This window comes from Chitinophagales bacterium, from assembly GCA_040877935.1.
In the GTDB taxonomy this organism is placed as follows: Bacteria; Bacteroidota; Bacteroidia; order Chitinophagales; family CAIOSU01; genus JBBDNB01.
The window spans coordinates 30,113-57,032 of the sequence record JBBDNB010000050.1 but is presented as its reverse complement, the minus strand read 5'-3'; the positions used below and the strand labels follow the sequence as shown (position 1 = coordinate 57,032).

Here is a 26,920-nt window from a genome sequence, read left to right as displayed (position 1 = left end):
TGGTGATAATAACTATGTTTCCATTTTTACTTCACTGCAATACTAAAGGACAGTTTGTGAGCAAATAAACAACCTCGGGGCAAGCCCACGGGGCATTTATTTGGAAAAAATACTTTTGATTACGAGGCAAGCCTCGAAGCACCCGCCTGCTTAGTCGGACAGGTTTAAATCTCGATTATCGAGTAAATTTCTTGCTATTCCCTAATAAATATCTGAGTACTTTTGCATTTCAATGCAGCAATATGCCACAAGAGCAGAATAATGATGAGAAGAAGCCCAATAGCTTGACCCAAGATCAGATAGATCAGTGTATTTCCATTTTAGAGCAACTCAATGCAGATACCAATCAAATATTTGAAATTCCCAAGGAAAAACGCATTGCACTTTTAAAAGCAGCCGGATTGATTTCAAGGCCGAGCCGGGAAGAATTTTCCAGGCGGGTGAAAGATGCTAAGAAGGCTGCCAAAAGGAAACTCAAGGAAAAGGACAAACACTCCCGCAACAAAACCGGGATAAGATCTGCCCGTGAAGCCACAATTTTCGAAGCACCGGAAATGATTGCGCTGAATGGCTCGGAAGCAAAGGAAGAAGTGGAGTTGAACTCTCCCAGAAATTGCTACGTGTGCAAAGCCACATTCAATAAGCTGCACCACTTTTACGATACCATGTGCAAGGAATGTGGCGATTTCAATTACGCCAAACGATTTCAAAGTGCCGATTTGCGGGGACAAGTGGCATTGGTAACCGGATCAAGGTTAAAAATAGGCTATCACATTACTTTAATGTTGTTGCGAGCAGGTGCTACCGTTATTGCCACCACCCGTTTTCCGGTCGATTCCGCTTTGCGTTTTTCCAAAGAAGCTGATTATCCAGATTGGGCCAATCGACTGAAAATTCACGGTTTGGATCTAAGGCATATTCCCAGCGTTGAGATTTTTTGCAATTTCATTGAGCAGGAATACGAACGATTGGATGTATTGATCAATAATGCCGCACAAACCGTGAGGCGACCTGCCGGATTTTATCAGCATTTAATGCCCAATGAAGAGCGCTCATTTGATGCATTGCCGAAATTCGCCCAACAACTACTGAGCGATCACGAAGCGTGTATTCAGGAATTGAGAAGCTTGAGCAGCGGATTTGCCAAAGGAGAACAAAAAAATCTGCCCGTAAGCTGGCATGGCAAGCAACTGGGCATTGGCTTGAGTGCCTCGGCCAAACTTTCGCAAATACCCTACAGTATTGATAATTCCCTCAGTCCAGAGGAGGTATTTCCCGAAGGAAAACTGGATGCAGATCTACAACAAGTGGATTTGAGAAAAACCAACAGTTGGCGATTGAAATTGGGAGAAGTCAATACCACAGAGATGCTGGAAGTGCAATTGGTCAATTCAGTGGCGCCATTTGTATTGTGCAATCGATTGGCGAATTTGATGAAAAAAGACAATACCGGGATGAAGCACATCATTAACGTATCGGCAATGGAGGGTAAATTCCACCGCTGGCACAAAGAAGCGCGACATCCGCATACCAATATGGCAAAGGCCGCCCTTAACATGATGACACATACTTCTGCTTCGGATCTGGCGAAATACGGAATTTATATGAATGCGGTAGATACCGGTTGGGTAACGGATGAAGATCCTGCTGAATTGGCAAAGAAAAAACAAGAAGTGCACGATTTTCAGCCTCCCCTGGATATTGTGGATGGCGCAGCACGAGTACTCGATCCTTTATTTGATGGCATCAATACGGGCAAACATTGGTGCGGAAAATTCCTAAAAGATTACCGCCCAATCGATTGGTGATTAAAGAGTCTTTTTCTCATACACCCCAAATACAAAATCACTTTGGTGGCTTTTCAGATATTCATCTTCAAAAGCAAACAGTTGATCCAAAAGATCCTGTTTTCTGGCATCAAGTTCAATAAAATGATGGGCGATACTTTTCAACGCACTCATCAGTAAATTTCCCCCATAGGGCTTTTCTACAATGGTATTAAAATGCTGGTGGATATTGGGCATAATGCTTTCAGAATCTATGCATTCAGAAGGATCGGCAATGATCATTCGCAACAAACCAGAACCATAAAACTTGTTTTTCAGCAAATTGGTCTTGTATATAACCCGATATTCTTCGTCAATCAATTTTATGCATTGATTAATGGCTTTTATTTGCTCCTTGTCAAATTGCAAACGGTTTTTGCCCACAAATTCATTGATGATCAATTTGCCATTTTCCTTTAAAACGGGCATGATCTTGTTTTTTAGAAAATGTTCGATATCATCAAAATGATGCAGTGAAGAATGAAAAAGCACTACATCATAAAATTCTTTTTGCAAATCGGATTGGTAAATATCCTGATGCAGAAATTGCATATTATTCAGTCCCTTTTCACGGGAAATTTCAGCAGCTTTTTGAAGCAAATTATCTGCAATATCCACGCAATGGATTTCCCAATTGGGATTGAGTTCCGCCAATCGCATTTCATGGCTGCAAATGCCCGAGCCAATAGAAACGAGTTTTAAATGTTGGGAATTTGAAAAAACGGTCTTTGTGAGATAGGTTTCATAATCCACTTCTAGATCCCCACTGATTTTTTCATTCCAACGCCTTTTCACATAAGGAATATCCCACCAATTGGAACCCACCGAAGCTGTAGTGTTAAAAGCACTTTTGGTTCTTTCCAGACTTGAAAAGTTGAATTTTGAAAGAATAAAGGGCAGTCCTCTTTGAATGCCTTTGACAAAAACATCCCTAATATCTTCTTGGGTTAGTAGTCGCATGAATAAACAGTGGGGCTTGGTTATTTAAACAAATGTAGCCTAAACATAGCTCAATAGGTCTAGATCCTTCAATTCTTTCAAACCTTAGAAAGCTTTTACTTGAGTTAGATAATTTTTTAAAAAAGTTGAAATCCTCCCAAGATCAAAAGGTAGCGGAGCAGTTTACCGAGGAACATCCAAAAAGCGGTTAACCAAATATGTGCTTTAAAAAAGCCCAATGCCAATACAATCACATCTCCTATAATTGGTAAAAAACTAAATATTGCAAAAAAGCTACCATAGCGGGCAATTTTAGGTTGCCATTTCATTACCTTTTCCTGCTTGATGCGCAAGTATTTCTCTATCCAATTCCACTTACCCAAGTACCCCAAGCCATAAGAGGTCATACCTCCGAGCCAATTTCCCAAAGTAGCTACAGTAACAGAAATAAAAGGGTTTGCTCCCGCAGCAAGAATCCCCGCCAATACAGCCTCAGAAGAAAAAAGTAAGACCGTAGCAGATAAAAAACTCGATAGAAATAATCCCCAATACCCCCATTGTAACCAGTCCATTGCTACAATATAAGCATAAGGGAATGCTTCATTAAAAAATAATTGCTTAAAGTGATGATACGAAGCTTAGATTATAAGGCCCGTAGTGTTGCTATTGGTTTTTCTACCCTTTAGAAATCGGATTTTGTAGGCATGAAAACTACCCATACAAAGCCCGGTTCAGTTGCCGAATACTGCTTTCGAACTGAAAAGCGTCATTTACCACATAGTAATTATTCGGATCCAGTACATTTCCAAAAGCCAATTTTGCAATTTCCAACCGGGAACTTTCAAAAGTCAGGACATGCATCAGGCTTTTTACCTGATAAGAATTCAAATCATTTTGGCGAATAAAATTGCGCATCATATTCAGCTTGGTGGACTCAAAACTCTGACGCTCAACTATTGCCAAAAACTGACTGAAATCGTAATCGGATACGCCAACGGGGTGAATAGGCTGAGTAGCTACAGGCTCATAATTTACAGGGACATGCAATCTCGTGCGAATTTGCTCGCTGAAAACGATTACCAATTCATTAAAAGCATTGATTACCGCAATATTGCGCGTGGCAGGGCGAATATGTATTTGTTGATTAGCAAATATGCTAAACTGTCTATTTCCAAATCGATCTTGCTGCATATTCGCCAGTTTAATATTGTGATTTCCCGGGCGGATATTTTCAAAAACATGTTCATTGGCTACATTGGTAAAAGCAGCATTGTTGAGCTGAACGGCAAAAAATTCGTTTTGCGGATCGACAATGCGCAGCTCGCTCATAATTACATTTGCAAACATTGCGGCCTGACTGATCAATACTGTGCAGAAAATCAAAATTGAAGTTTTCATAATAGCCTCCCTTTTTTTATTGGTTTTATTTCAGATTTACCAATTCTGTGCCAAAAATTTAAAGCACTTGCATGCTTAATTTTGTAATTTTAAAGCATGATCTCAAAAGCCAGCATAGATAAAATTTTTAATACCGCAGTAATTGAAGAAGTAGTGGGCGATTATGTGCGTTTGAAAAAGCGCGGTAGCGGCTATGTAGGGCTTAGTCCATGGACAAATGAGAAAACACCTTCATTTCACGTATCTCCTGCCAAAAATATTTTCAAGGATTTTAGTTCGGGAAAAGGCGGTAGTGTCGTCACTTTTATAATGGAAATGGAAGGTTTTTCCTATCCTGAAGCGTTGCGCTATCTCGCTAAACGCTACAATATTGAACTTGAAGAAGATACTGAGCCCGATGAAGAATACGACAAGCAGCAGGATTTAAAGGCCGCGATATTAATTGCCAATAATTTTGCCTGCGATTATTATAAAAAACAATTGTTTGAAACAGAAGAAGGAAAAAACATAGGCCTCTCCTACCTCAAAGAACGCGGGTTTAATGATGAGACCATCAAGAGATTTGAATTGGGCTATGCTGCTGAAGGGTGGGATCACCTCTACAAAACTATGTTGAAACAGCAGTTCAAAGAAGAAGTGTTAACAAAAGCAGGACTGGTTAAGGAAAGAGAAAAAGGCAATATAGATTTTTTCAGACATCGGGTGCTTTTTACCATTCACAACTATATTGGAAAAGTTGTGGGCTTTGGCGGTCGTGCCCTAAAAACAGAAAAGTCCATACCAAAATACCTCAATACTCCTGAATCAGAAGTTTATAATAAAAGCAAACTGCTCTACGGACTTTTTCAGGCCAAACAAGCCATTCGAAAAGAAGACAATTGCTATATGGTAGAGGGTTATACCGATGTGGTATCACTTTCTCAAGCAGGCATAGAAAATGTAGTGGCTTCTGCAGGAACTGCGCTCACAGTAGAGCAAGTACGTCTGATAAAAAGACTAAGCAACAACATCACTATGCTTTACGATGGTGATGCTGCTGGAATTAAAGCTGCATTCAGAGGCCTTGATATTTGCCTGGAAGAAGACATCAATGTCAATATGCTTTTGCTGCCCGAATCTGAAGACCCCGATTCATTTGTAAAAGCCAATGGGGGACAGGGATTTAGAGATTATGTACAGGAACAAAGCGATGATTTTCTGCACTTCAAAGCCAAATATCTAAAAAAAGAGGCGGGAAATAATCCTTCTAAAAGAGCTGAAGTACTGCGCGAAGTAGTGCAAAGTCTTGCGCTGATCAAGGATGCGCTCAAGCGCTCTATCTACACCAAAGACTGCGCCTTGATTCTTGATATGGAAGAAGCACTGTTGATAGATGCCATAAATAAATTGCGCAGAAATGCGCAGCGGAAAAAATTGGGCAGACAAGAAGCTGAAGCTGAAAAATCCGTTGATCCCGAAGAAACAAATATTGCAAAGAAATCTCCGCAACAGGAATTTATAGAAGCGGAAAACATTCATGACCTGCTGGAAAAAAATGTGATCCGCCTCCTGGTAGAATACGGGGCTGATGAAATCGAAGAAGATATAAGTGTGGTTCAATTCGTTCTGGCCACATTAGAAGAGCAGGAACTGGAATTTCAAAACCCTGTATATGCCGCCATTTTGCAGGAATACAAAACTGCTTTTGAAAAAGAAGAACTGCTGGATCCAAAATCATTGATCAATCACGAAGATGAAAAATTGCGCAACTGCATTGTCAATTTTATGCATTATCCTTATGAATTGAGTGAAAATTGGGAGAAAAAACATGAAATCTATAGTACCGACAGACAGGTAATTCTAAGGCAAGATGTCAAAACCTCTTTACAGCGCTTTTTGCAAAGAAAAATTGAAACCATGATTGAAGAATTAGACCAGGAAATAAAAAACCACAGTGGTACAGAAGAAGAACTGATTGAGCAATTGAAATTTAAAAAAGAATTGCATAAAAACTGGTCAGAACTTGCTACCGGTCTGGGCTCAGTAGTAACTAAAAGATAATTGTGAAGTTGAGGTATTATAAATTAGTTGTCGAACTCAAAAATTTTAGGGGCGCACGGCCGTGCGCCCCTAAACTTTTTTCAAATCTGAATTGCGTGCCTTCGCAACTTAGCAGCATTCAATTACATTTTAAAAAGGCAAATCATTGAATTCCTGATCTTCCTCTGGAGGGGCATCACTGGCAGAAGGTATGGGCGCATCGCTAAAATCTGAATGGCCTTGTGCCTGCCCGGTTTTTTCCATTTTCCAGGCCTGTAGATTGACAAAGAACTTCTCATTGTATTCATTCCCTCTCAAATTGAAAGAAACATTCACCTGGTCTCCTTCATTGTATTTATCGAGCACACTGCATTTGTCTTTAAAAAATTCAAGCTTAATGGGCTGTGGATACTGTTCCTGGGTTTCTACCACAAATTCTCTTTTTTGAAATCCACTGTTAAAAACCTGGGTATCAAAAATCTTAACTATTCTTCCACTTACTTCGTAGCTCATTATTCTAAATTTTATTGGTGATTTTTGTGTAAAATTAAGCAAAAGCCATTCGATGTTGAAATTTAACGGCAAAGATCCTATCGGAAAATTAATCTGGGATTATCAGCAGGGAGAAAAAGACGCCCGCATAGAGGTCTATGCCAATTTATCCGATCCCGATTATATCACCGGCAAACATTTATTCAGGAATTATAAGGAAATGCCTAAGCTCGAACAAAAGGCTTTGGAGCTTGCTGAGGGAAAAATCCTGGATGTTGGTGCTGCATCGGGCTGCCACAGTATAAATTTGCACAGCAAAGGAAAAGATGTCGAATGCATAGATATTTCACCTGGTGCGGTAGCCTGGCTTCAGCATTTTGGTTTAAAAGCACAACAGACCGATTTTTTTGATTTCACCTATCCCGGCCAATTTGATAGCATTCTGATGTTGATGAACGGAATTGGCATTTGCGGTGAAATTTACGAACTGGGGCGTTTTTTCCTAAAAGCAGACGAACTGCTAAAACCCGGTGGCCAACTTATTTTTGATTCCTCCGATCTGCAATATATTTTCCACGAAACCAATGAAAAGATTTTAGAAGCCTTGTCTCCCCATTATTATGGAGAAGTGATTTACCAAATGGAATATAAAGACCAACGAACCCGGCCCTTCCCCTGGCTTTTTATCGATTACCAAACCATGAAAGAATGGGCAGAGGCCTATGGATTTAAATGCGAGTTTATTGCCAACGGGGAGCATTTTGATTATTTGGCAAGGTTGGTTAAAAAGTAAGGTTGTGTTCTATTGATTGTTTACTGGGATTGAACAGAATACTTAATGTATTTAAGCTGCTACTAATTGCCACAAGTTAAAATAATGCAGAAAGATTGGGTTATTATACAAAACTTTCAGTAAGTTAAAAAATAAATTTAATTTTATGACATAATAATTAAACAATAAAACAGTATCAAAATGATAAGTAGGGCAATTATAGCTTCAAAAGATTTATTATTAAATGTAACAGAAGCACAAAGAATGGCATTATTTTTTGATCAAATTTTAATTCTCTCCCTTGAAAGGAAAGAAATTCCTACAGATGAAAGAGATAGAGTTAATGCTGATATATCATTTCTAAGAGAAAAAAATGTTATTAAAAATTTCGGTGTTGAAGTTCCTGATATTATCCACTTTGGAAATTGGAGTCCTGCTAAAGCGTTCATGGAAGATAAAGATATTATAATTCCAATTGGGCTAGCTTATAGTAATAAGAAAGATAATAAAGATGTTTTAGACGAGAATCCAGTTGATGCTCAACTCCGTTATTACGCTAAAAATTTATTTTACAATGACGTCCAAATTGCTGCTCACGTAGATCCAGTAAATTTATTTAACAAAAACAACAATTGTTTAAATTCATTAGAAGTAATTCTTAACCAAGTTCCCCTTCCACCTGAAAACATTCCTTGGGACGACTTAATCCAATTTAGAAATGATGAAGAAAACAAAGCAAAATTACGTAAATTAAGAATATGGCTTCAAAAACAAGCATCTATCGAAACACCACCAAATTTATTACTGGAAGAACTACAACAACTCCTATATGAATATGAAAAGTATATGGAAATTCAGCATAAAAAATACAGCTTTGGAATAATTTCAACTGTTATCACTGCAATCCCTGAAATTGTTATGAGTTTAAAAACATCAAACTACAGTTCTGCTTTCAAAGCATTAGTTTCACTGAGAGGACAAAATCTTAATCTTACTGAAGCAGAATTAACTGCTCCAGGAAATGTAGTCTCATATATTTCTAAAGTTAAAAAAATAAAATAATCGCCCAGTCCCACGCTACGGATGCCCAGTCCCAGTTTTCAATTCCCCTCCTACCCTATGCTTCAATTTGTCAAAAGAGTGTTCCAGGAGCCGCCCGAAAGAAAAAGAATAAAAGCCTGCCCTCAAAAAATAAACGCTATGCTGCAAAGGCTAAGCTATATTAACATAATGCAGACCAATCGTTGCACATTTATAGCTGACATTAAGCCAGAAAAATACATACCTATCAAAACCTAAAAATAAAATTTATAGTTAACTTTAAGAAAAACAGGAAAATGATAGTTGAACGTCAAGACGATGAAATATTAGTAAGGATTTCAGTAGGCACAAAGGCTTCTGAAATCCAATCCATCTTAGATTATTTAAGATATGAAGAACTCACTTCAAAATCTAGAGCAACGGAGAAAGATGTAGAAAACTTAACTAAAAAGGCAAAAACCAATCGTTGGGATAAAATAAAAAAAGAGATTGGATTAGATGACTAAGCTAATCGCTGATTCAAATATAATCTTTAGTGCCATTTTAAATACAAATAGTCGGATAGGCCAAATTATACTCCCACTATCCGTAGCGCCTCGCTACGGATACCAACAGATATATCCTTACATTGATCAAATCAAAATCAGTGACTCCACAATTTATCTTCTATGCTAACAGCTTAAAACCCGAAAAAAACTAACTTTAACAGCAGGATGAAAAAACACCTAAAACACATCATATTCTGTTTGCTGCTGTTTATTGCCATTCAGCCCTCATTTGCACAGAACAATTCAGATGAGCAATCACTGCGCCTGATGTTCTACAACGTAGAAAACCTGTTTGACACCTACAACGACAGCCTGAAGCGCGATGATGATTTTACGCCCGAGGGCAACAACCGCTGGAACTGGTGGCGCTACAATGACAAATTGCAGAAAACCTCTAAAATAATAATGGCTGTTGGGGAATGGGGAACAGTTGATATAGTAGGATTTGCTGAAATTGAAAACCGTTTTGTACTGGAAGAATTGCTCAATAAAACGCCACTTATCAATTCAGGCTATGAAATTGTGCATGAGGAATCGCCCGACAACCGCGGTATTGATGTTGGTCTGATCTATTTAAAAGACAAACTGAAACTACTGGAATGGGAAGCCCTTGAAGTAAAATTTCCGGAAGAAAATGCATGGCCCACAAGGGATGTGCTTTATGCTAAATTTCTGGTTTTTGAAAAAGATACACTGCATACTTTTGTAAATCACTGGCCATCGCGCTATGGCGGGCAAGTGGCTACTGAGCCAAAACGAATGCTGGCAGCCCAGGTAATTGTAAACAAAATGGATGAAATTGAAAAAAGAGATGCAAATGCCAATATTTTCATCACAGGAGACTTAAATGATGAACCAGAAGACATTAGTGTAAAAGAAGTTTTAAATGCGCATAAGAAACCCGAGGATGGGCACTTAATAAACCTTACAGCCAATTTAGGCTGGAATATCGGCACCCATAAATACCAGGGGCAATGGAGCGTGCTGGACCATATTATTATTTCTAAAGCCCTCTGGTACGGCAAGCGGAATTTAAAAGTGAAAAACCAGCGCGCGCATGTGTTTTCCCAGGATTGGTTGCTTGAAGAAGATCCTACTCACCAGGGTGTAAAACCCAACAGAACCTATCTCGGCCCGCGATACAACGGTGGCTACAGCGATCACCTGCCGGTTTATGTGGATATCAAATTGATTAACTTGAGACAGTCCAATTAATTCTCCAAAAAATTAACTTTGCAAAAAAATATTCCAAATGAAATTTCAATACTCGATTGTATTTGCCATTACTCTGTTTTTAATTGCAGCCTGTAACAATTCCGCTTCAGATAAAAAAGTGGAAAAGACTGACCCGGAAACTTACACCAAAGATTTTTTTGAATTCCTGGATGAAAAATGGGACGAACAAGTTGACCGCTACCCTACCTGGCAATCGTACCTCGGCATAAAAAAAGATTACGATAAATGGAGCGACCGTTCTGATTCTATGGAAATTGTTGAACATAAGTTGGATAAAGCTTTACTCGATACACTTAAAATGAAATTTGACCCAGCTAAAATGACTCCCCAAGGCGAGCTCAGCTACCGCATGAAAATTAAAAGCCTCGAACAAGGTATAGAGCGATTCAAATTCAGACACTACTCCTACCCTGTGAACCAAATGCATGGCACCCACTCATGGATTCCTTCTTTTTTCATCAATATCCACCGGATCAGCACAATCAAAGATGCCGAGGATTATCTTACGCGACTGTCCACCGTGGACTATCCTATCGAACAATTGATCGATAATTTAGAACTCAGAGCTGAGAAAAACATCATCGCTCCAAAATTTGTGTTTCCACACGTGCTTGACGATTGCAAAAATATCATTTCCGGTTATCCATTGGACAATTCAGCAGATACGAATGCTGTGTATGCAGATTTTAAATCAAAAATTTCAGCACTCGACAGCCTTTCTGATGCTGATAAAAAGACAATGCTTAATAATGCTGAAAAGAGTTTGAAAACCATTATGCTTCCAGCATACAGGGAATTAATTGCTGAAATAGTCAGAATTGAGCGCAAAGCCACTGAAGAAGCTGGTGTATGGAAATTTGAGAATGGCAATGAATTTTACGATTCCCAACTTCAAAAGATCACAACTACCGAGCTTAGTGCTGATGACATTTTCAATAAAGGCATGGAAGAAGTGGAGCGCATCCACAATGAAATGCGCAATATCAAAGGTCAGGTTGATTTTGAGGGAGATTTGCAGGCTTTTTTCAAATTCATGAGAGAAGATGAGCAATTCTATTATTCCAATGATTCAAGTGGAAAAGCAAAATACCTGCATGAATCCATTGCGCTGATAGATACAATGCGTACCCGATTGGATGAACTTTTCATCACCAAGCCAGAAGCTAAACTCACAGTAAAAAGAGTGGAAGCATTTCGAGAAAAAACTGCCGGTAAGGCATTTTATCAAAGACCCGCACCAGACGGTTCAAGGCCTGGCACTTATTATGTCAATCTCTATGACATGAGCCAAATGCCGGTTTATCAAATGGAAGCCCTGGCCTATCACGAAGGGATTCCCGGCCACCACATGCAGCTGAGCATTGCTCAGGAATTAGAGGGGCTGCCTAAGTTCAGGACCCTGGGCGGAAATTACACAGCTTATATTGAAGGCTGGGGACTATACTCAGAATACATTCCCAGGGAAATGGGTTTTTATTCCGACCCTTACTCAGATTTCGGTCGACTGGCCATGGAATTGTGGCGCGCCTGCCGCATGGTAGTAGATGCCGGTATTCACTCCAAAAAATGGACACGTGAAGAAGGCATTGCCTTTTATTCTGAAAACACGCCCAACCCTTATGATGACTGTGTGAAAATGGTGGAAAGGCATATTGTACTACCCGGACAGGCTACTGCTTATAAAGTAGGGCAATTGAAAATTCTGGAGCTGCGCAAGAAAGCAATGCGGGAAATGGGCAAACTATTCGACATTCGTGAATTCCATGAAGTAGTTATTGCCAATGGTGCAGTGCCGTTGGATATTCTGGAAGAGAATGTAGAAAAGTATATTGCTTCAAAAATTGAGGGGAAGGACGCTTAGGAACAGCATAAATAAATCATGCAACCTGATAAACCTAACCAGGACAAAGGACTGAAAAAAACTTTTGCTTTAATTCTCCACCTCGCTATTGATCACCTGGTTTCTCAGATTTTCAACAAACTCTGGACAAGGATTTTTCTTAGAAAATTTAGTTTTGATCAATTTGGGAATATCAACTTCCTGACTTGATTTTTCAGTTGATACTTTTTCAGAAGAAATTTGTGTTTCAGACATTGGGGTTCGTTTTTCCATTGCAATAATAATAAAACTCTATTTAATCCATAGAGCATTCTGCTATAAATGACAATCTTTCAATTAATTTCACCTTGCTTTGGTTCCAAAAGATTGCAGTTTAGAACAATTCTAAAAGACTTGGTATCTTTAACCTTTCAATAGTAACAAAAATAAAAAAGCATGTTTTACAATAAAAAATATTTTGCACTGATCATTTTAGCTTTATTACTGATTTTTGCTGCATGCAATTCGGTAGAAAAGAAAAATGACAAACAAAAGAAAAGCCCCAGCCAGGTGGATTATATGCACAAGGAAGTTATTCGTATTCACGATGAAGTGATGCCACGTATGCAGGAAATTTCAAGCTTGCAGGAAAAAATTAAAAGAAAGACCGACAGCTTATCGAGTTTGGATAATGTTCCTACTGAAGTAATTGAAGAATTAAAAATGAAAAAACTCAGCCTGGACGCCACTGCTGCTTCAATGATGAAATGGATGAAAAACTATAGAGAACCAAAGGAAAAAACTGAGCAAGAAGCCATGCAATATTTAGAACAGGAGAAAGAGAAAATTGAAGAAATTGCCAATGATTTTAAGGCGCAAATCAGCAAAAGCAAAGCTTATTTGGAGCAGTTGGAAAGGGGAAATTAATTCTAAATAAAATTTCTATGGCTCAATCTCTTCAAGAACTTTACCGGAAACAGCTATTTTTTTGATCTGTATTGCCTTGTCATCTTCATAGGCAATTTGATAAGAATACGTACCATTATATGCCTGAATATTCCAAACACCTGTTCGCACACCCTTGTCAAAATATACTCTTGAGATACAATTTCCCTTTTCATCGTAACGCAACCAACAGGCATTTTTTTCACCGTTTTTATAATAGCCCTGTTCTTCTATAGCGCCATTTTCATGGTATTTTACCACTTTGTGATTTTTTTCGTCTATTTGCACAACTTCTTTTACCTTATTTCCTTTTTCATTATACACAGTGTAAATATCCTTTGCATGAAGGGATATTGCTGTAAGAAAAATCAGGCTAAAAAACAATATGGATAATAGTGTCTTCATAGTTTATTAACATTAAGTTAACATTACAATACGACAAAACAAAAAAATGGTTCTATCTTTTAAAAAATGGTTGATTCCGCTGCTGTTAATTTTTGCCTTTTTGGTCTATTATAATATGTACCGTGTGGCTCCTGGCATCACTTTAGAGGAATTGACTTTTAAAAACCTGGACGGCAGTACTTTTTCTAAAACCGAATTAGAAGGAAAAACAGTTTTTTTGAATGTAATGGCAACTTGGTGCGGCCCTTGCATAGCGGAACTGCCCAGTATTGAAAATGCAAAAAAAGCGTTGGAGGGAGAAAATATCGAATTCCTTATTGTCTCTGATGAAAACCTCCCTTTGCTGCAAAAATTTAAACAGCGATTTCCCTATTCTTATACCTACCTGCAAATGCAGGAAAAGCGGGAAAAACTCGGCATCAGAACGATTCCAACTACTTATATTTTCAATTCCAAAGGTGAAGTGATTTTTAAAAAAATTGGCAGCATAGAGTGGAATGCTCCAAAAAATATTGAAATGATTAAAGAACTGATTGCTGAAAACTAAGCTTTTCCTAAATCCCTGACAGATTCTGCCCTCCCCCCCTCAGCCTAATCCAAAGAATTGAACTAACTTTGCCAAAAATCAAAAAACTTATGGGCAAAACTTCAGAGATCAATTTTAAAATAAGCCTGGACGACAAGCAAATTCCCGAAAAAATAGAATGGAAAGCCAGCGATTCGGGAAAGGATTACAAAGAAACCAAATCCATCATGCTTTCGATGTGGGATCATGAAGATAAAAATGCGATGCACATTGACCTTTGGACAAATGATATGCGACTCGATGAAATGGATGCACATTTCTTTCAAACATTGCTGACAATTGCCGATACATACCAAAGGGCAACTAAAAGCGAAATTGTAATGCCAGAAATGAGAAAATTTTGTGAATCACTGGCAGATAAGATCAGTGCAGCTGAAAAAGCCAAGAACAAAAAATAAAGGAGGAAGGCATCTATTTTCTTATGCGGAGATCAAATCATATTTCCCATTGAGTTCATCCATTTCCCCTTTAAATTTGGTTTGAAATTCATGCACATCTACTCCTTCTTCTCTCAACCAACGGTATAGCGATGAAGAATAACCGTGCGTTAGGTAAACCTTTTCTGCTTCCGAATTGATTATTGCTTTTTTCAACTGATTCCAATCGGCATGGTCGGATAAAATAAAATGATTGTCGAACAGTCTTTTCTTGCGCTGTTCTTTTAGTGTCATCCATGCAGACACAATGCCAAGAGAATAATTGGGAATACTTTTGATCCAGGGTGTATTCAATACATTTTGAGGAATTATATGCAGTGCGCCTTCACAGTTCTCATTATCGGAAAGTTCCAGTCTTTTTGTGTCCGGAACCAGAATGCCTTGTCTATTCAATACCCGGTTTATATTGTAAATACTGCGATGCGCATAAAGTGACCCAATATTCGGGTCGATATTTCTCAATATTCGCTGTGCCTTTCCAATAGCATTGCAAACGAGCACACTTTGTTTTTTCTGCGCTTTATTTTTGCTCCACCACTGATTGATCTGGTCGAAAATAATTTCCTGTGATTCCCATTTGAACAAAGGCAGGCCAAATGTTCCCTCACTAACCAATACATGGCATTTTATACTTTCATAATCAGTAGAAATGCCATCAGAACTGAGTTTAAAATCACTGGTAAAAACCCAAACTTCTCCTTTATATTCGAGCCTTACCTGTGCAGAGCCGGGAATATGTCCGGCAGGATGCAATGTAATTTTAACCCCATTGCGAACAATGCATTCACCATAATCAACAGTATGGCATTGTAAATAGGGGCCTATCTGATGTTGCAGCATACCCACTGAGTCTTTATGCACCAGGTAGTTTCTGTGTCCTATCCTTGCATGATCGGGATGTGCATGGGTAATTATTGCATATTCTACAGGAATCCAGGGATCAATATAAAAATCACCTTGAGGACAGTAAATACCACTTTGAGTTACGAGTAGAAGTTGAGCCATAGGGAGGAATTTTAAACCTAAAAAAATCCTTTGATTCACTCAAAATAGGAAATTAAAATGCAGGATTCAAGCACTGAAAAAAGAAAATTTCACAACGGTATGCATCTATATAAAAAACACAAGCTATTGAAAATCAGTTATTCAGAAGCTTTTAATTTTTAAATCAATTGCTTAAACATTATGGCGGAAGTGCATAATATTGCCATCCTGAACAACATATTCTTTTCCCTCAACATTCATCTTTCCGGCTTCTTTTACAGCAGTTTCCGATCCCATTTCAATATAATCATCATATTTTATTACTTCTGCCCGGATAAATCCTTTTTCAAAATCTGTGTGAATCACTCCGGCTGCCTGTGGCGCTGTAAATCCTCTTTTAATGGTCCAGGCGCGCAACTCCTTTTCTCCGGCTGTGAAATAAGTGATCAGGTTTAATAACTTATAGGAACTTTGAATCAAACGGTGTACCCCGGGTTCCTGAAGTCCCATTTCCTCCAGAAACATTTGCCTGTCTTCAAAACTGTCCAATGAAGCAATATCAGCTTCCATAGCTGCAGAGATCAGCAAAATTTCAGCATTTTCCTCTTTTACAGCTTCTTCCACCCTTTTGGTGTGTTCATTGCCACTTACAACCGAATTTTCATCTACATTGCAAACATAGAGTACCGGTTTCATTGTCAGTAAATTGAGATCGGCTATCAGGGCAAATTCATCTTTGCTCATTTCCAAACTTCTTGCAGGATTGCCGTCTTCTAAATGTGCTTTCAAATCGATCAGGAAATTGCTTGCTTTCAGGGCATCTTTATCTCCTGTTTTAGACATTTTTTTGTACTTGTCAATGCGCTTGTCAATGCTGTCTAAATCTTTAAAAATAAGTTCCAGATCAATTGTTTCCTTGTCCCGGATAGGATCAACAGCTCCGTCAACATGTGTTACATTGTCATCTTCAAAGCAGCGCAATACATGAATAATGGCATCGGTATTCCGGATGTTTGACAAAAACTGATTGCCCAAACCTTCTCCTTTGCTCGCACCTTTTACCAGACCAGCAATATCCACTATTTCAATAGTTGTGGGAACAACCTGCTGTGGCTTTACCAATTTTTCCAGCTCTACCAATCTGTGGTCGGGCACGGTGATGGTTCCAATATTTGGCTCGATGGTGCAAAAGGGGAAATTTGCAGACTGTGCCTTTGCATTTGAAAGTGCATTGAAAAGAGTAGATTTTCCTACATTGGGCAAGCCTACTATTCCACATTGTAAAGCCATATAATTAATTTTAGCTGCAAATGACAGCTGTTATTTGAATATTGCTGCAAAGGTAGTTTACTATTTTTGAATTAGCAGCAGGCGAATTACTAAATTGATGCAAAAGCTGAAAAATGAATATCACAATAATAGACCCATTCATGGGACAATCGCACAAGAAATGGGCCGAAGGATTTCAAAAGCATTCCAAACATAAAATTGAAATCCTGGGACTTCCCGGAAAATTCTGGAAATGGCGCATGTATGGCGGAGCTGTTACCCTGGCTAATGAATTTATAAACTCAAGGATACAGAGCGATCTTATTTTAGCGTCAGATATGCTTGATCTCAATGTATTTCTATCACTTTGCAGAAAAGAAATTAATACAATACCCGTAGCCCTTTATTTTCACGAAAATCAACTGACTTACCCTTTATCGGAAAGGGATAAGATGCGAAATTTCAACAATAATTTTTCCTTTATCAATTATGCCTCGGCTTTGGCGGCTGACAAAGTTTTCTTCAATTCACGGTTTCACAAAGAAGGTTTTTTAGATGCACTCCCTGGATTTCTTGAAAAATTTCCCGATCACCAAAATCTCAATACTATAGATACCATCGCACAAAAATCTAAAGTGCTTCATCTCGGTATGGATTTGAAATCCCTGGATATTGATCATGTTCCCAAAAAGGAGAAAAAAGAACGCGCCATTCTGTTGTGGAACCACCGCTGGGAATACGACAAAAATCCAGATGATTTTTTCAAGGCACTGTTTGAATTGCAGGATCGGGGCATTGAGTTTCAGTTGATCGTATTGGGTGAGGCAAGGGGAAAATACCCTGAAATTTTTGATCGTGCAAAAAAACAACTCAATAATGAGATCATCCACTGGGGATATGCCAAAGACTTTGAAACCTATAAAAACCTGCTGTGGAAAGCGGATATTTTACCGGTCACTTCCAATCAGGATTTTTTTGGCGGAAGTGTGATAGAGGCGGCCTATTGCAATTGCATTCCCCTTTTGCCAAAGCGATTGGCCTATCCCGAACATTTTCCCGAAATCATGCACAAAAGTTTGTTTTATGAAGAAGGACAATTTGTAAATAAACTACAGCGCATGATCATGGATGTGAATGTGCTGCGAAACCAGAACACCCAAAAATTTGTCAAAAAATACGATTGGAACGAGATTATAGAAAATTATGACAATTGCTTCGAGCAAATAATCACAAAAAAATAACATCAAAAGTATCTTGCTTCAGAAATTAATTTTTATTTTAATTCCGTATGCAGGAATTTCTCAGAAAAATAGATGGCAATGGCTTTGAAGTAATTGTAGCATTGCTCGCGGCCAATCAACTCGCCCAGATATTCAAGACCATAAGGGTAGCCTTCAGCAAAAGGAAATTCAATCTCAAATTGCTTTTTGCCACAGGAGGAATGCCATCGAGCCACAGCGCTACCGTGACAGCTATGGCCTCTAGTGTAGGGTTGGTTGAAGGATTTGATTCTACCTTTTTTGCAATTGCGGCTTGCTTCGCTTCGGTGGTAATGGTAGATGCTGCCGGATTGCGCAGATCGGCCAGTAAACAAGCCAAAGTGCTCAACAAAATGATGATCGAGATTTTTACTGAACACAAAGGACTACAGCCCGAACGGCTCAAGGAATTTTTGGGCCATACTCCCATAGAAGTCTTTGTGGGCGCAATGCTCGGAATTGGAGTCAGTTTGGGATTGCACTACTGGCTTGAAATGCTGCGCTAAGCAGGGCTAATGAATTGTATAAATGTGGATTAATAGCAGCAATACCTTTGCAAATACTTTTTATTTTCACCTCATGTATTTAAGACCTTTATTGTTGGCCCTGATTGTTTCATGCCTGCTTATCTTTACTGGAATAAATGCAAATGCCGCACAAAAACTATCTGGGAAAGCACGTGTAAGTCTTATCACCTGTGGGCAGGGTCCCGATCTATATGAGGCATTTGGCCATACAGCCATCAGGGTTTATGATCCTGAGAATGGCATCAACAATGCATACAACTACGGTATATTCAGCTTCAACCAAGCAAATTTCTACGCCAATTTTGCAATGGGACATCTTTGGTATCGCTTGGGAGTCAACGATTTTGATCGTTTTGTTTATTCCTACGAATACCACAAACGTTCGGTATATGAGCAGGTTTTAAATTTCGATCAGGAACAAAAACAGGCGCTTTTCGATACATTAGAACGCAACCGGCTGCCTGAAAATCGCTATTATCTCTACAACTACTTTTTTCACAACTGCTCCACTATTCCGCGCGATATTATTGAATTGGCCAGCGGACATACAATTGAGTACAGTTACAAAGGAGAAAAATTCAAAGCCGGAAAAAGCATTCGTCAGCTGGTAGATGAATACATTATTCACAATTCCTGGGGCAATTTCGGAATTGACATCGCTTTGGGCGCTGAAATTGACGAGAAAGCTACTTTTCATGAATACCTTTATTTGCCGGAATACCTGATGGATGCTTTTGCTTCAGCTACAATCATGGCAAATGGGAAGAAAAAACCCCTGGTTCAAAAGACGCTCATACATTATCAATCAGATGTGGATTATATGAAGGAAAATATCAGCCCGGGACCCATTACTGTTTTCTGGCTCTTTTTCGGACTGCTTGCATTGCTGACACTCTGGGGTTTTAAAACCCGAAATGCGTTCAAAGGCATTGATTTTCTGTTCTTTTTAATTTTGGGACTCAATGGCTCAGTGCTGTTTTTTATAAGTTTTTTCACCGACCATACAGCCACCGAAAATTTCAATTTACTCTGGAATTTACCCACACACCTGGTCTTTGCTTTTGTTTTACTGCGTAAAAAGCAAGGGAAATTTATCAGCCTTTATTTGATGCTAACCATTTTCCTATGCCTGATTTCGCTTGCTGATGATTTGATTTTACCTCAAAACTTCCACCCGGCTGTAATTCCAGTTTTACTTACAATTATATTGAGAAGCAGCTTTCTTTTATACCACAACAAATTGAATCCAAAGGAATGATGACTGCTTTTGCTATTTTTACAAAAAAATCATAATGGAAAGAATAGAAACGGAACTGACGCGAATGTTGAATATTCGCTACCCTATTATTATGGCGCCCATGTTTTTGGTATCGAATGCCAAAATGTGCATTGCTGCCGGAAAGGCCGGTATCACAGGTGCCATTCCAGCGCTTAATTACAGAACCGACAAGGAATTTCGCACAGCACTGGATGAAATCAGGGCCGAAACAGATGCTCCTATTGGCATCAATCTTATAGTTAACAAATCGAATATTCGCCTTGATGAACAGCTCAATACCTGTGTGGAAATGGGTGTAGACTACATTATTACATCACTGGGCAGTCCTGAAAAAACCATAAATGCCTGCAAGGAAAAAGGCATCAAAGTCTTTTGTGATGTCACTGATGTGAAATTCGCCAAAAAAGTGGAAGCACTGGGGGCTGATGCATTGATTGCAGTTAACAGTGGTGCAGGCGGACATGCAGGGCCGAAGCCTGCCGAAGAGCTGATTCCCGAGTTGGTAAACGCCTGTTCCATACCGGTAATTTCAGCCGGAGGGGTTGGCAAAGGCGATCAACTATTGGAAAAACTCGAACTCGGAGCCTGCGGGGCTTCAATTGGTTCTCCTTTTATAGCCACCGTGGAAGCTGATGTATCTGAGGAATACAAACAAGCTTGCGTGGATTACGGCAAGGATGATATTGTGCTTACAACAAAACTTTCAGGCACGCCTTGCACAGTAATCAATACGCCTTATGTGCAGGAAATCGGGACGGAACAAAATTGGCTGGAGAAACTGCTCAACAAAAACAAAAAACTCAAAAAGTGGATGAAAATGCTCACTTTCTATCGCGGTATGAAAGCACTGGAAAATGCGGCTTTTTCTGCTACCTATAAAACCCTTTGGTGTGCAGGTCCATCAATTGAATTTGTAAATGCAATCCGTCCTGTGGAAGAAGTGGTAAAAACGCTGGTTGAGGAGTATGAAACAGCATTAAAGAAAGAAAAGGTGAGCACTTAAATTTAAAACCCGCTAATCCCTAACCTGGACAAGTCAGAACCAAAGAGATAAAATCAAAAGAATTGTCAACCATAACCCCGCAATAGCCAATGTAGCCACAAGGCATGCCTTGTGGCTACATTGGCTACCTCAACAGACCTAAAATTTAAAGTTGGATAAAATATTCCCCTCTAAACCATCAATATTTACAAGTGTTTCAGAATAATACATAAATTTTCTGCCAAAAAATGGTAGAATTTGAATTTTAAGGCACACTCACTATCTTTTGAACTTAAAATTCCCATTACTCCAAACCCTGACAAAGTAAAGGGATAATATTATACCCAAATAAATCAGCACCCAACTGATTCTTGCCTGCAATCGATCATAAACATTTGCAAAGCTTGCAGTAACCAGGGCATTTGACAAAACTCCTAAAACCAGTGCTATAATTAAAAACCTGGTTAAATCAGGCATTTTTGATTTTAAGGACTCAAAAAAAGTTGCTGCCAATAAAACCAGCACACTGAATATCAAAAGCAGGTGATTTATTATATTCAAGCAATCAAAATCAAGTCCCTGCCCCCAAATATTTGTATTCTGCCTTGACTGGATATACTGATTCAGGTCTTTGTTAAAATGTTTGGAAATGGCAGCGTAAGGTGGACTTGAAGGAGTTGCGTACCAATCGCTTTTAATTCCGGATCCAATATCATTTTGAAATAACTGAGCAATCGTTGACGTAAATGAATTGAAAACAAATAAACTCAGATGTTTGGGATTGGTCAAAATACCAAACAAGACTTCATTAAACGCAGCCCGACTATTTTCCCATCCACCCAAATCATACAGTGGGCTGTCCTGGTCCCACAAAAGTTTTCGACTGTGTTCTGGTATTCTATCTTTATAAGGACATAGTGCATAATCATAATTATTGCATTCTTTCTGTAAAAAGGAAACCAAAACACCGCTGTCAAGCATTCGCCCCATAAGGTATACATGACTGCCCTGGTTTATTTTAAAAGTGCGTCCAATACTGAAATTCACAAGTGAAACAAATACAATTGAACCGATCAAGCCCAAAATCGGCAATCTGTATCGTAAGCTGTCATTTAAGGATTTGCTTAAAACACTACTTTTAGAAATAACAAATAACCCGATGAGTACAATTGCTGCAATAAGAATATTGGAAAAATGTACACTTACACTAAGCAATAAAAACAAGTAGAATACCGCATTTTTTGTCTGACTATGTTTGTTTTCGAAAAGCAGTAAAACAATAAGCATTATTGAAACTAGGGTGAAAATATCCGGCATAATTTGACTGGAATACCAGGATAATCCCGTAAAACTACTCAGTAAGAAAACAAGTAAAATATAATACCTAAACTTAAAGCCTTTGAAAAAAAGCTTGCTGAATTCCCAAATCACATAAGAAGCAATAGCCGATTGAAAAAACAAAACAAACCACAAACTGAAATTCAAACTGAAATATTTAATAAACAAACCATAAATAACAGGTCTGTCTTTTGGAATTGCCATTTCCATTCCAGAAATGATGTAGGTACCAGTATCAGAGTACACAAGGGGAAAGCCATTAAAAAATGCAGGAATCATTAATAACAATGTACTTAAGACAGCTCCTGATATATATCTGATTGTTCTATTCGACATTGTTCAAAACTATAGATTATTCTGTAAATATTTGATTTTTGTAAAAAACAAAAGCCGTTTTTGAAGAAACGGCTTAATATTTACACTCAATTATTTGTTGATGTCAATAAGCATAAAAAAGCAAATCATAGGCTTTGGATTCATTTTTCAAGCGCAGGGTGTTTCCTTCTATCTCAAAACTGTTCATTCTTTGAATGCCATCAATAAATTTTTCCTCAAACGCACTGACATAATTCTGTCCCTTTACCTGTGAAGCAATCACGCGTGAAACTTCTATGGCACGCCCCTCTTCAGCGACTTCATAAGAGCTTGTAAACTTGTTGATCAGCATAGTGCCTTTCATCAAATAAGGCAAGTAGAATTCACTGTTTGAATTGTCGTGGATGGTATCTGCAAAAGCAATAGTTATCGGGGTTGTGCGGCATGGCGGATCTTGAATTTCTTTACTTGACTTGTCTTCAAAACCAACAAAACGCCAGCGCTGTTCTATGCTCATTTCTTTCTTAAAATTCACTTCTGTGTATTCGTAATCAACAGGACAGGTTTTTGTCAGACTTTCATCTTCTTTATTGCAAGCATAAAGAAAAATCAAATTCAACACCAAAAAAGCTATGAGATAATACTTGTTCATAATCGAATGTTTGAAAAAAAAGAGCGGTGCTACAGTAGCACCGCTCATTATTACGGAAAACATTTAATAATGTTTATAATTCTTTGGCCACCGCATCTGCAATGCCATATTTAACAGCTTCATTGGCATCCATCCAGAAATCACGGTCAAAATCCTTCATAATTTGTTCAAAGCTTTTCCCGCAATTATCGGCCAGGATTTGTGCACTTTGTTCTTTTATGCGTTTAATCTCTCGAGCGGTAATTTCCAAATCAGAAGCACTGCCCTGCGCACCGCCCATACTCGGCTGATGGATCATTACCCTGCCACTTGGCCAAATAAACCTTTTGCCTTTCTCGCCTTGTGATAAAAGCAATGAACCCATAGATGCAGACATGCCCATACAAATAGTACTAACCGGAGAAGTGATCAGTTCTATTGTATCCATCATCACCATTCCACTGGTGACAATACCACCGGGGCTGTTGATGAAGAATTTAATTTCCTTACCCGGATCCTGGGCTTCTAAAAAGAGTAAGCGGTTCACCACTTTTTCAGCAGATTTATCATCTACCTGTCCCCAGAGAAACACTTTGCGCTCTTTTAAAAACTGGTTTTCAAAACGTTCAGCTATTGAACTTTGCTTTTTCTTATCGTCTTTTTTATCGTCTGAAATAAAGTAGTTTTGCATTTTATTTTAATTTTTGAATTTAGAAGTGTCAAATTTAAACAATAATGAGTGAAAGCATCATTTTGTTAATAGAACCATGAAAAAAAATAACCCTCTACAAAAAGAAAGCGGAATTTTATTGACAGGAGCAGCCGGATTCATTGGCAGTTGCCTACTCTCCTATTTAAATCAGAAAGGCTTTGCCAATATTTATCTGCTCGATGATTTTTCACATCCTGAAAAAAAGCAGAACTGGGCAGGCAAAAAGTACAAACAGTTGCTCAATCGCTCAGCGTATTTAGCAAAAGAACTACCCACTGACATTGAATTGATCATACACATAGGCGCACGAACTGATACCACTTTATTTGACAAAAAAACTTTTGACAATTTAAATGTAGATTATTCCAAATTTCTCTGGAAACAAGCTGCTGAACAAAATATTCCATTTATTTATGCTTCCTCAGCAGCTACTTATGGCGATGGAAAGTTGGGTTTTTCCGATCAGATGGATATTCGCCCATTGCAACCGCTCAATCCTTACGGAAACTCAAAGCAAGAATTTGATTTGTGGGCATTGGAGCAGGACAAAGCTCCGGCAAATTGGTATGGATTGAAATTCTTCAATGTTTACGGCCCAAACGAATACCACAAAGGGCGTATGGCATCCGTTATTTTTCATTTTTACCAGCAAATCCAAAAGGAGGGTAAAATGCGTCTTTTCCGTTCGCACCATCCTGAATATAAAGATGGGGAGCAATTGCGCGATTTCATTTATGTGATGGATGTGCTGGAAATGATTTACTTTTTTATGCAAGAACGTCCCCCTTCAGGCTTGTACAATATTGGCACAGGAACAGCTCGTACTTTCCTGGATTTGGCACATGCTGTATTTTCTGTTTTGGAAAAAGAGCCGCAAATAGAATTTATAGACACCCCTGAAGATATTCGAGACAAATACCAGTATTTTACCGAAGCGGATATGCAAAAGTTGAATGCAGTTGGGTATTCAAGTGCTACTTTTACTTTAGAAGAAGGTGTGGCTGATTATTTAAAGAATTATTTGAGCAGTAGAAATTATTATTGATTCATCCTTAAAATCTCAAACTGTATTTAAAATTTTCAGGTTAAATAATTTCAACAAAGCATCCTTTCTGCCAATTCCTCCCCCATTAAAGTGCCAATAGCAATGCCCATTCCTCCCAGGCGCAGAGCGTAGGCTACATGTTTATTGGCCCTGCCCTGTAGAGTGGTTCTATTGGCTCCAAAAGCCATAATTCCCGACCAATAATAATCAATCTCTGGCTTTGATCCAGGGGCGATAATTTGATGGAGTTTATCAGCTAAATCTTTTTTGATCAAAGGGTTTAAGCCAAACTGAACGGTATTTTCGGTTTCAAAATCCTTATTGCGGCCACCACCCAGTAAAACTCTGTCATCAATATTCCTGAAATAATAATAGCCCAAATCGTAGTGGAAAATACCTTCAAAAGGCAATTGTTTCAATGGCTTTGTTACCAATACCAAACCCCGCCCAGGACGGATGTCCAATTCAGGCAAAAGCTTTTTGGCAAAGGCATTGGTACAAATCCCTAGTTGCTGTGCCCTAAAAACAGTACCATTTTCACAATGAACTTCTACGCCATTTCCTTCACGCTGCCAATGCGCTACTTCTGCTCCTGATATGATGCGAATACCAATTTCAGCGGCTTTTTGCAAAAGGCTTTGCATCAGCATTCCGGTATTTACCGAGCCCTCAAATTCATTGACCAGTAAATGCTTTATATGCTTTTGGGAAAAACCAAAATCTTTGATTTTATGATTGCATAGCTCAAGCACATTTTTTTTGAAAATGGGCTGCAACATTTTATTTATGCCGCCCAATTGATCAAGGTATTTTTCCTGTTCTGTTTCAATCAGTTCATAGCCTTTACAAGCCTGGTAACCGATACTATCATCGCCCAGGTTTTTGCGCAATTTGCTCAAACCTTTCCAACGCCTTTCTATCAAACCCAAACACTCGGACTCAGACATGTTTTCCAGATCATCAATAATTTCCGTTAGGCTGCCAAAGCAGGCAAAACCTGCATTTTTGGTACTGGCTCCGCTGGGCAAAATACCCCGTTCTAAAATTAAAACTTTGCTTTTTGGCTCTAATTCCCTGAGTCGAATGGCAGTGCTCAATCCAGTAATACCACTACCAATAATGATATGATCATAATTTAGAAATTCTGTCTTTTCCCAATAACTGAAATTCATAGGCCTGAAATGATTAAATACCAAAAAGATACGGTAACAAAGGCAATGGGAATGCCCACGCCAACAATGAAATTGGCCAATTGCGGCTTTAAATTAAAATGTATGGCTAAAATACCGCCCGAGATCATAGGAGCCATTGCTGCAAGCAGAATACTCACCTGTGTAGATATTCCGCCCTGATTAAAAAGCAGCACATACAAAAGATAAATACTCAGTGGTGCCAGAATCAATTTATAAAACAAACCTATGGCAGCAGTCTTTTTGGACAAGCCTGCACCCTTAATTTTCAATTGTAAACCCACAGACAGCAGCGCGGCAGGGGTTATAGTAGCACCAATAATGCTTAATGCACTTTCCGCCATTTCGGGCCATTCAAAATTGATGGTTTTTAAAAGCAGCGCAGATAAAAAAGCAATAAAAGGCGGAAAAAACAATATCTTTTTAAAGATAATCCCGGGTCCGGCACTACTTCCGGAAAACACAATTCCGACAATAACACCCAAAGTGCTCAACACTAAAAATGACCCCGGTTGATCTACCAGGATGGCCGTCTGCATACCTTCAGCACCATAAAGCGCCTTGACAATCGGGAAACCGATAAATGAAGTATTGCACAATCCGCAAGTAAGGATCAGGCAGCCCACAGTCGCTTTGTCCCAGCTCATATAGGATTGCAACAATTTGAAAAGCAGTACTGCAAGTAAAAATACGATCCATGCCGTGGCTACCGGAAAAATAAGCTTTGCCGAAAATGAAATTGCAGGAATATGCAGCAGCGCCAGTGCCGGAAGACTGATATTGATAACAAAAGCATTCAGCCAATGCGCTGATTGTTGAGGCAGCCATTTTACTTTTTGAAATGCCAGTCCAGCTCCGAGAAATAGAAACAATAAAATCAATTGCTGCATGAGCCGCAAATATACATTGCATTAGCACAACCTGAA

General features: G+C 38.8%; 28 protein-coding genes. 15 read left to right on the top strand and 13 right to left on the bottom strand.

Features of this window, described 5'->3' with window-relative positions:
* Positions 1-242: 242 nt before the first annotated feature.
* Positions 243-1,808 (top strand): SDR family oxidoreductase, encoded by a 1,566-nt coding sequence (locus tag WD048_14645; protein MEX0813454.1) that lies wholly within the window; start codon positions 243-245, stop codon positions 1,806-1,808.
* Here WD048_14645 and WD048_14640 read toward each other — a convergent pair whose 3' ends face one another.
* From WD048_14640 to WD048_14630, 3 genes are all read right to left on the bottom strand, one after another.
* Positions 1,809-2,786 carry a class I SAM-dependent methyltransferase gene (locus tag WD048_14640; GenBank protein ID MEX0813453.1) on the bottom strand — a complete coding sequence of 326 codons (978 nt, stop codon included), beginning with the start codon at positions 2,784-2,786 and terminating at the stop codon, positions 1,809-1,811.
* 116 nt (positions 2,787-2,902) lie between these two features.
* Positions 2,903-3,337: a YqaA family protein gene (locus WD048_14635; GenBank protein ID MEX0813452.1), complete on the bottom strand. Its 435-nt coding sequence runs from the start codon at positions 3,335-3,337 to the stop codon at positions 2,903-2,905.
* 139 nt (positions 3,338-3,476) lie between these two features.
* Positions 3,477-4,163, bottom strand: coding sequence for a DUF4476 domain-containing protein (locus WD048_14630; GenBank protein ID MEX0813451.1), 687 nt, complete (start codon positions 4,161-4,163; stop codon positions 3,477-3,479).
* 96 nt (positions 4,164-4,259) lie between these two features.
* On the opposite strand from WD048_14630, the gene dnaG reads away from it, so the two are divergent.
* Positions 4,260-6,203: a DNA primase gene (dnaG, locus tag WD048_14625; protein MEX0813450.1), complete on the top strand. Its 1,944-nt coding sequence runs from the start codon at positions 4,260-4,262 to the stop codon at positions 6,201-6,203.
* 129 nt (positions 6,204-6,332) lie between these two features.
* On the opposite strand, the gene WD048_14620 is transcribed toward dnaG, so the two are convergent.
* Entirely contained in the window at positions 6,333-6,695 is a 363-nt protein-coding gene (locus WD048_14620; protein ID MEX0813449.1) for a DUF3127 domain-containing protein, read from the bottom strand.
* A gap of 52 nt (positions 6,696-6,747) precedes the next feature.
* Between WD048_14620 and WD048_14615 the strand changes: the two genes are divergently transcribed.
* The 5 genes from WD048_14615 (at position 6,748) to WD048_14595 (ending at position 12,132) form a co-directional block, all read left to right on the top strand.
* The gene (locus tag WD048_14615) at positions 6,748-7,467 is read left to right on the top strand and encodes a class I SAM-dependent methyltransferase (GenBank protein ID MEX0813448.1); all 720 of its coding nucleotides are present in this window, start codon (positions 6,748-6,750) and stop codon (positions 7,465-7,467) included.
* 180 nt (positions 7,468-7,647) lie between these two features.
* Positions 7,648-8,508 carry a hypothetical protein gene (locus tag WD048_14610; protein ID MEX0813447.1) on the top strand — a complete coding sequence of 287 codons (861 nt, stop codon included), beginning with the start codon at positions 7,648-7,650 and terminating at the stop codon, positions 8,506-8,508.
* Between the two features lie 275 nt (positions 8,509-8,783).
* The gene (locus WD048_14605) at positions 8,784-8,993 is read left to right on the top strand and encodes a hypothetical protein (GenBank protein ID MEX0813446.1); all 210 of its coding nucleotides are present in this window, start codon (positions 8,784-8,786) and stop codon (positions 8,991-8,993) included.
* Between the two features lie 207 nt (positions 8,994-9,200).
* Positions 9,201-10,250 carry an endonuclease/exonuclease/phosphatase family protein gene (locus WD048_14600; protein MEX0813445.1) on the top strand — a complete coding sequence of 350 codons (1,050 nt, stop codon included), beginning with the start codon at positions 9,201-9,203 and terminating at the stop codon, positions 10,248-10,250.
* Positions 10,251-10,287: 37 nt separating this feature from the next.
* Complete coding sequence (locus WD048_14595; protein ID MEX0813444.1) at positions 10,288-12,132, top strand: DUF885 domain-containing protein; 1,845 nt, start codon at positions 10,288-10,290, stop codon at positions 12,130-12,132.
* 69 nt (positions 12,133-12,201) lie between these two features.
* On the opposite strand, the gene WD048_14590 is transcribed toward WD048_14595, so the two are convergent.
* Positions 12,202-12,366: a hypothetical protein gene (locus WD048_14590; protein ID MEX0813443.1), complete on the bottom strand. Its 165-nt coding sequence runs from the start codon at positions 12,364-12,366 to the stop codon at positions 12,202-12,204.
* Between the two features lie 180 nt (positions 12,367-12,546).
* Between WD048_14590 and WD048_14585 the strand changes: the two genes are divergently transcribed.
* Positions 12,547-13,017 carry a hypothetical protein gene (locus WD048_14585; protein MEX0813442.1) on the top strand — a complete coding sequence of 157 codons (471 nt, stop codon included), beginning with the start codon at positions 12,547-12,549 and terminating at the stop codon, positions 13,015-13,017.
* Positions 13,018-13,032: 15 nt separating this feature from the next.
* Here the strand turns inward: WD048_14585 and WD048_14580 are convergent, their stop codons facing one another.
* Complete coding sequence (locus WD048_14580) at positions 13,033-13,440, bottom strand: hypothetical protein (protein MEX0813441.1); 408 nt, start codon at positions 13,438-13,440, stop codon at positions 13,033-13,035.
* Positions 13,441-13,486: 46 nt separating this feature from the next.
* Between WD048_14580 and WD048_14575 the strand changes: the two genes are divergently transcribed.
* Together WD048_14575 and gldC are read left to right on the top strand one after the other, a co-directional pair.
* Complete coding sequence (locus WD048_14575) at positions 13,487-13,987, top strand: TlpA disulfide reductase family protein (GenBank protein ID MEX0813440.1); 501 nt, start codon at positions 13,487-13,489, stop codon at positions 13,985-13,987.
* Between the two features lie 89 nt (positions 13,988-14,076).
* Positions 14,077-14,424 carry a gliding motility protein GldC gene (gene gldC / locus WD048_14570; GenBank protein MEX0813439.1) on the top strand — a complete coding sequence of 116 codons (348 nt, stop codon included), beginning with the start codon at positions 14,077-14,079 and terminating at the stop codon, positions 14,422-14,424.
* A gap of 21 nt (positions 14,425-14,445) precedes the next feature.
* Here gldC and WD048_14565 read toward each other — a convergent pair whose 3' ends face one another.
* Positions 14,446-15,468: a ligase-associated DNA damage response exonuclease gene (locus WD048_14565; protein ID MEX0813438.1), complete on the bottom strand. Its 1,023-nt coding sequence runs from the start codon at positions 15,466-15,468 to the stop codon at positions 14,446-14,448.
* Between the two features lie 171 nt (positions 15,469-15,639).
* A complete protein-coding gene (gene ychF, locus WD048_14560; GenBank protein MEX0813437.1) occupies positions 15,640-16,737 on the bottom strand; it encodes a redox-regulated ATPase YchF in 1,098 nt (365 codons plus the stop codon).
* Positions 16,738-16,850: 113 nt separating this feature from the next.
* On the opposite strand from ychF, the gene WD048_14555 reads away from it, so the two are divergent.
* From WD048_14555 to WD048_14540, 4 genes are read left to right on the top strand one after another with little or no spacing between them, the layout of a single operon-like run.
* Complete coding sequence (locus tag WD048_14555; GenBank protein MEX0813436.1) at positions 16,851-17,957, top strand: DUF3524 domain-containing protein; 1,107 nt, start codon at positions 16,851-16,853, stop codon at positions 17,955-17,957.
* A 47-nt stretch (positions 17,958-18,004) separates the two neighbouring features.
* The gene (locus tag WD048_14550; protein ID MEX0813435.1) at positions 18,005-18,481 is read left to right on the top strand and encodes a divergent PAP2 family protein; all 477 of its coding nucleotides are present in this window, start codon (positions 18,005-18,007) and stop codon (positions 18,479-18,481) included.
* A 22-nt stretch (positions 18,482-18,503) separates the two neighbouring features.
* Positions 18,504-19,760, top strand: a complete 1,257-nt coding sequence (locus tag WD048_14545; protein ID MEX0813434.1) for a DUF4105 domain-containing protein — start codon at positions 18,504-18,506, stop codon at positions 19,758-19,760.
* A gap of 34 nt (positions 19,761-19,794) precedes the next feature.
* A complete protein-coding gene (locus tag WD048_14540; protein ID MEX0813433.1) occupies positions 19,795-20,784 on the top strand; it encodes a nitronate monooxygenase in 990 nt (329 codons plus the stop codon).
* Positions 20,785-21,042: 258 nt separating this feature from the next.
* Here the strand turns inward: WD048_14540 and WD048_14535 are convergent, their stop codons facing one another.
* The 3 genes from WD048_14535 to WD048_14525 form a co-directional block, all read right to left on the bottom strand.
* The gene (locus WD048_14535) at positions 21,043-22,437 is read right to left on the bottom strand and encodes a hypothetical protein (GenBank protein ID MEX0813432.1); all 1,395 of its coding nucleotides are present in this window, start codon (positions 22,435-22,437) and stop codon (positions 21,043-21,045) included.
* Positions 22,438-22,540: 103 nt separating this feature from the next.
* On the bottom strand, positions 22,541-23,131 hold the full coding sequence (locus WD048_14530; GenBank protein ID MEX0813431.1) for an META domain-containing protein: 591 nt from the start codon (positions 23,129-23,131) through the stop codon (positions 22,541-22,543).
* Between the two features lie 10 nt (positions 23,132-23,141).
* The gene (locus WD048_14525) at positions 23,142-23,738 is read right to left on the bottom strand and encodes an ATP-dependent Clp protease proteolytic subunit (protein MEX0813430.1); all 597 of its coding nucleotides are present in this window, start codon (positions 23,736-23,738) and stop codon (positions 23,142-23,144) included.
* 76 nt (positions 23,739-23,814) lie between these two features.
* Here WD048_14525 and rfaD point away from each other — a divergent pair, with 76 nt between their 5' ends.
* Positions 23,815-24,804 carry an ADP-glyceromanno-heptose 6-epimerase gene (rfaD, locus tag WD048_14520; GenBank protein ID MEX0813429.1) on the top strand — a complete coding sequence of 330 codons (990 nt, stop codon included), beginning with the start codon at positions 23,815-23,817 and terminating at the stop codon, positions 24,802-24,804.
* Positions 24,805-24,854: 50 nt separating this feature from the next.
* Here the strand turns inward: rfaD and WD048_14515 are convergent, their stop codons facing one another.
* Both WD048_14515 and WD048_14510 read right to left on the bottom strand, forming a co-directional pair.
* Positions 24,855-25,976 carry an FAD-dependent oxidoreductase gene (locus tag WD048_14515; GenBank protein MEX0813428.1) on the bottom strand — a complete coding sequence of 374 codons (1,122 nt, stop codon included), beginning with the start codon at positions 25,974-25,976 and terminating at the stop codon, positions 24,855-24,857.
* Positions 25,973-26,884, bottom strand: a complete 912-nt coding sequence (locus WD048_14510) for an AEC family transporter (protein ID MEX0813427.1) — start codon at positions 26,882-26,884, stop codon at positions 25,973-25,975. Before WD048_14510 ends, WD048_14515 begins: the two co-directional genes overlap by 4 nt.
* Between the last annotated feature and the right edge of the window lie 36 nt (positions 26,885-26,920).

Excerpts from the sequence above, each read along its gene's own strand:
- WD048_14640 (MEX0813453.1), bottom strand. The coding sequence starts at position 2,786 with ATGCGACTACTAACCCAAGAAGATATTAGGGATGTTTTTGTCAAAGGC.
- WD048_14620 (MEX0813449.1), bottom strand. The coding sequence starts at position 6,695 with ATGAGCTACGAAGTAAGTGGAAGAATAGTTAAGATTTTTGATACCCAG.
- WD048_14615 (MEX0813448.1), top strand. The coding sequence starts at position 6,748 with ATGTTGAAATTTAACGGCAAAGATCCTATCGGAAAATTAATCTGGGAT.
- WD048_14510 (MEX0813427.1), bottom strand. The coding sequence starts at position 26,884 with ATGCAGCAATTGATTTTATTGTTTCTATTTCTCGGAGCTGGACTGGCA.
- WD048_14645 (MEX0813454.1), top strand. The coding sequence starts at position 243 with ATGCCACAAGAGCAGAATAATGATGAGAAGAAGCCCAATAGCTTGACC.
- WD048_14590 (MEX0813443.1), bottom strand. The coding sequence starts at position 12,366 with ATGTCTGAAACACAAATTTCTTCTGAAAAAGTATCAACTGAAAAATCA.
- WD048_14555 (MEX0813436.1), top strand. The coding sequence starts at position 16,851 with ATGAATATCACAATAATAGACCCATTCATGGGACAATCGCACAAGAAA.
- WD048_14525 (MEX0813430.1), bottom strand. The coding sequence starts at position 23,738 with ATGCAAAACTACTTTATTTCAGACGATAAAAAAGACGATAAGAAAAAG.
- WD048_14585 (MEX0813442.1), top strand. The coding sequence starts at position 12,547 with ATGTTTTACAATAAAAAATATTTTGCACTGATCATTTTAGCTTTATTA.
- WD048_14605 (MEX0813446.1), top strand. The coding sequence starts at position 8,784 with ATGATAGTTGAACGTCAAGACGATGAAATATTAGTAAGGATTTCAGTA.
- WD048_14600 (MEX0813445.1), top strand. The coding sequence starts at position 9,201 with ATGAAAAAACACCTAAAACACATCATATTCTGTTTGCTGCTGTTTATT.
- WD048_14550 (MEX0813435.1), top strand. The coding sequence starts at position 18,005 with ATGCAGGAATTTCTCAGAAAAATAGATGGCAATGGCTTTGAAGTAATT.
- WD048_14530 (MEX0813431.1), bottom strand. The coding sequence starts at position 23,131 with ATGTTTTCCGTAATAATGAGCGGTGCTACTGTAGCACCGCTCTTTTTT.
- ychF (MEX0813437.1), bottom strand. The coding sequence starts at position 16,737 with ATGGCTTTACAATGTGGAATAGTAGGCTTGCCCAATGTAGGAAAATCT.
- WD048_14635 (MEX0813452.1), bottom strand. The coding sequence starts at position 3,337 with ATGGACTGGTTACAATGGGGGTATTGGGGATTATTTCTATCGAGTTTT.
- WD048_14515 (MEX0813428.1), bottom strand. The coding sequence starts at position 25,976 with ATGAATTTCAGTTATTGGGAAAAGACAGAATTTCTAAATTATGATCAT.
- WD048_14595 (MEX0813444.1), top strand. The coding sequence starts at position 10,288 with ATGAAATTTCAATACTCGATTGTATTTGCCATTACTCTGTTTTTAATT.
- gldC (MEX0813439.1), top strand. The coding sequence starts at position 14,077 with ATGGGCAAAACTTCAGAGATCAATTTTAAAATAAGCCTGGACGACAAG.
- WD048_14580 (MEX0813441.1), bottom strand. The coding sequence starts at position 13,440 with ATGAAGACACTATTATCCATATTGTTTTTTAGCCTGATTTTTCTTACA.
- WD048_14575 (MEX0813440.1), top strand. The coding sequence starts at position 13,487 with ATGGTTCTATCTTTTAAAAAATGGTTGATTCCGCTGCTGTTAATTTTT.
- WD048_14565 (MEX0813438.1), bottom strand. The coding sequence starts at position 15,468 with ATGGCTCAACTTCTACTCGTAACTCAAAGTGGTATTTACTGTCCTCAA.
- WD048_14540 (MEX0813433.1), top strand. The coding sequence starts at position 19,795 with ATGGAAAGAATAGAAACGGAACTGACGCGAATGTTGAATATTCGCTAC.
- dnaG (MEX0813450.1), top strand. The coding sequence starts at position 4,260 with ATGATCTCAAAAGCCAGCATAGATAAAATTTTTAATACCGCAGTAATT.
- rfaD (MEX0813429.1), top strand. The coding sequence starts at position 23,815 with ATGAAAAAAAATAACCCTCTACAAAAAGAAAGCGGAATTTTATTGACA.
- WD048_14545 (MEX0813434.1), top strand. The coding sequence starts at position 18,504 with ATGTGGATTAATAGCAGCAATACCTTTGCAAATACTTTTTATTTTCAC.
- WD048_14610 (MEX0813447.1), top strand. The coding sequence starts at position 7,648 with ATGATAAGTAGGGCAATTATAGCTTCAAAAGATTTATTATTAAATGTA.
- WD048_14535 (MEX0813432.1), bottom strand. The coding sequence starts at position 22,437 with ATGTCGAATAGAACAATCAGATATATATCAGGAGCTGTCTTAAGTACA.
- WD048_14630 (MEX0813451.1), bottom strand. The coding sequence starts at position 4,163 with ATGAAAACTTCAATTTTGATTTTCTGCACAGTATTGATCAGTCAGGCC.